Source organism: Novosphingobium sp. 11B, assembly GCF_054589055.1.
Window position 1 is genome coordinate 6,716 of sequence record NZ_BAAILP010000276.1, and the last position, 3,171, is coordinate 9,886.

Below are 3,171 nucleotides of genomic sequence, written 5' to 3' on the forward strand. Positions count from 1 at the left end.
CTGCTCGAACTCGATCTCCAGCTTGTTGCCTTCCTGCGCCATCACCGCGCCGTAGCCGAACTTCTCATGGAAGACGCGCGCGCCCACGGCGATGTCGGAGCGCGGCTTGGCGGCGAAGCTGGCGGCGGAGCGGGTGCTTTCGACCACGCGCTTGGGGCTGGCGTCGTATTCCTTGGCGGCAGCGCGCTGCCAGCCGGGGCCGCGCGTGACGATCCGCGAGGGTTGCATCCGCGCCACGTCGGCGAAGGGATCTGCGTGCTCCGACCACTGTGCCCGCCACAGCGAGGCGCCGCCCGACAGCGTCGTCTCGGAGTCGACATGCTCCTCGGGCAGTTCGGCGATGAAGCGCGAGGGGATCGAACTGGTCCACTGGCCGTAGATGCGCCGGTTGGCCGCATGCAGGATCGTGCACTTCTTCTTCGCCCGCGTGATCGCGACGTAGGCGAGCCGGCGCTCCTCCTCCAGACTGGCGAGGCCGCCTTCGTCGAGCGAGCGCTGCGAGGGGAACACGCCTTCCTCCCAGCCGGGCAGGAACACGTTGTCGAATTCCAGCCCCTTGGCGCCGTGCATGGTCATGATCGTGACCTTCTCCTCCTCGGCCGCGTTCTCGTTGTCCATGACGAGGCTGACGTGTTCGAGGAAGTCGCCGAGGCTGTCGTATTCCTCCATCGCGCGCGCCAGTTCGACGAGGTTCTCAAGCCGCCCGTTGGCCTCGGCGGTCTTCTCCGCCTGCAGCGCGTCGGTGTAGCCGCATTCGTCGAGCACGGTGCGCAAGAGGTCGGCGGGGCCTTCGGTGGCGGACAAGTCGCGCCAGCGCGCGAAGTCGCGCATCAGCGCGAGGAAGGTGTTGCGCGCGCGGGCGGGAAGTTCGTCGGTGTCGGCGATCTCGATCGCGGCGTTCGACAGCGGGATGCCGCGATTTCGCGCCAGCCGGTGCAGCGCCTCCAGTGCCTTGGCGCCGAGGCCGCGCTTGGGGGCGTTGTAGATGCGCTCGAACGCGAGGTCGTCGGCGGGCTGGGCGATGACGCGCAAGTATGCCAGCGCGTCGCGGATCTCGGCGCGTTCGTAGAAGCGGAAGCCGCCGACGATGCGATACTTCATGCCGATGGAGATGAATCGGTCCTCGAATTCGCGCGTCTGGTACTGCGCGCGCACGAGGATGGCGATCTGGTCGAGCGGGGCGCCCTGACGCTCCAGCCGCTCGATCTCGTCACCGACGCGGCGGGCTTCCTCCGGCCCGTCCCAGACGCCGACGACCTGCACCTTGTCGCCCGCGTGGCGCTCGGTCCACAGGGTTTTGCCTAGGCGCTGGGTGTTCTCGTCGATCAGGCCCGATGCGGCGGCGAGAATCTGCGGCGTGGAGCGGTAGTTCTGCTCCAGCTTGATGACCTTGGCGCCGGGGAAGTCCTTCTCGAAGCGCAGGATGTTGGCCACTTCGGCGCCGCGCCAGGAATAGATCGACTGGTCGTCGTCGCCGACCACGCAGATGTTCTGGCGGCCCTGCGCGATCAGGCGTAGCCACAAGTACTGGACCTGGTTGGTGTCCTGATATTCGTCCACCATGACGTACTTGAAGCGGTTTTGGTACTGCTCGAGCACATCGCGGTGGGTGCGCAGGATGTTGAGCATGTGCAGCAGCAGGTCGCCGAAATCGCAGGCGTTCACTGCCTTCAGCCGGTCCTGATAGAGCTTGTAGAACTTCTGGCCCTTGCCGTTGGCGTAGCTTTCGTTCTCTCCGGCGTCGAGGTCCTGCGGGTTCAGGCCGCGGTTCTTCCAGCGATCGATGCAGCCTGCCAGCTGGCGCGCGGGCCAGCGCTTTTCGTCCAGCCCTTCGGCCTGGATCAGCTGCTTGAGCAGGCGCAGCTGGTCGTCGGTGTCGATGATCGTGAAGTTGCTCTGCAGGCCCACCAGTTCGGCATGGCGGCGCAGCATCTTGGCAGCGACGGCGTGGAAGGTGCCGAGCCAGGGCATGCCCTCCACCGCCGGGCCGATCAGGTGGCCGACCCGCTCGCGCATCTCGCGCGCGGCCTTGTTGGTGAAGGTGACGCACAGGATCTCGCTCGGCCATGCAAGGCGGCTGTGTACGAGATGGGCGAGGCGGCGGGTGAGCGCCGCCGTCTTGCCGGTGCCCGCGCCCGCGAGCATCAGCACGGGGCCTTCGGTCGTCAGCACGGCCTCGCGCTGGGGATCGTTGAGGCCGTCGATCAGCGGATCAGAGGAGGGAGCTTGCAGGTTGTTCACCGTGAACAACTAGGGAACGGCATGGCCCGGTGCAAGCCCGGTTCGTCGCAGCGGAGGAACAATTGCCGGTGCGCTTCGTCGTTCGATCACAACGAAGACATAAACGGAGAGTGAGAAATGCGTAAAGTTCTGCTCGCCGGCTCTGCTGCCCTCAGCCTGTTGGTGGTCCCCGCCGCCATCCATGCCCAGAGCGACCCTGCCGCCCCCGCCACTTCCGAAATGCCCGCCGCGCCGCCATCCGCTCCGGCTCCGGCCATGGCGCCTCCCGCCGCCTCCAGCGCCGCGCCGACGCTCACGCCCGAGCAACAGGCCACGTACGACAGCTGGACCCCGGCGCAGAAGTCCGACTACGAAAGCTGGCCGAACGACTACAAGGTTTATTACTGGACGCTGAGCATGGATCAGCAAAAGGGCTATTGGGCGCTGACGGCCGACCAGCGCGGCCAGATCTACAAGATGACACCCGAACAGCGGCAGATGGCCTGGAATTCGGTGCTGCAGCAGCTCAAGGGCGAGACGCCTGCGACGCCTCCGGGGCAGGCCAACCCTCCGGGACCGGGCGTGCCGACCGAAGGCGTCCCCGATCCTCAAGCCGCGAACCAGGCCGCGCGCCCGGCGATGCCGGCGGATGAGACCTATCAGGGCGGCCCGTACAAGGGCGCACTGACCCCGCCGCCTGCGACCGCGATGGACAAGACCTATCCGGTCTGCAGCAAGACGGTGACCGATGCCTGCCGCAATCGCGGCGGGAAGTAGGACGCGTAAATTCCTTCCCGAGACAAGCTCGGGGAGGAATTTGCAAACAAAGCCCGTCATCCCACAAAACCCGTCATCCCAGCGAAGGCTGGGACCGCTGGCCTGTTACGGCCAATTATCGTCAGGACGCCCTGCTGAGGGTTGGGCTTTACACGACCAGCGGTCCCAGCCTTC

2 protein-coding genes are annotated in these 3,171 nt (G+C 66.4%); one reads left to right on the top strand and one right to left on the bottom strand.

The genetic code is table 11. From position 1 onward, the window contains the following. A partial coding sequence (locus tag ACYPYD_RS23880; RefSeq protein ID WP_459665926.1) for an ATP-dependent helicase occupies window positions 1–2,241 on the bottom strand: 2,241 nt, incomplete at its 3' end. A gap of 117 nt (window positions 2,242–2,358) precedes the next feature. On the opposite strand from ACYPYD_RS23880, the gene ACYPYD_RS23885 reads away from it, so the two are divergent. Continuing rightward, window positions 2,359–2,997: a hypothetical protein gene (locus ACYPYD_RS23885; RefSeq protein ID WP_211150250.1), complete on the top strand. Its 639-nt coding sequence runs from the start codon at window positions 2,359–2,361 to the stop codon at window positions 2,995–2,997. The last annotated feature ends 174 nt before the right edge of the window (window positions 2,998–3,171 follow it).

Bases quoted from the DNA above. Each gene is read 5' to 3' on its own strand.
- ACYPYD_RS23885 (WP_211150250.1), top strand. From the start codon at position 2,359: ATGCGTAAAGTTCTGCTCGCCGGCTCTGCTGCCCTCAGCCTGTTGGTG.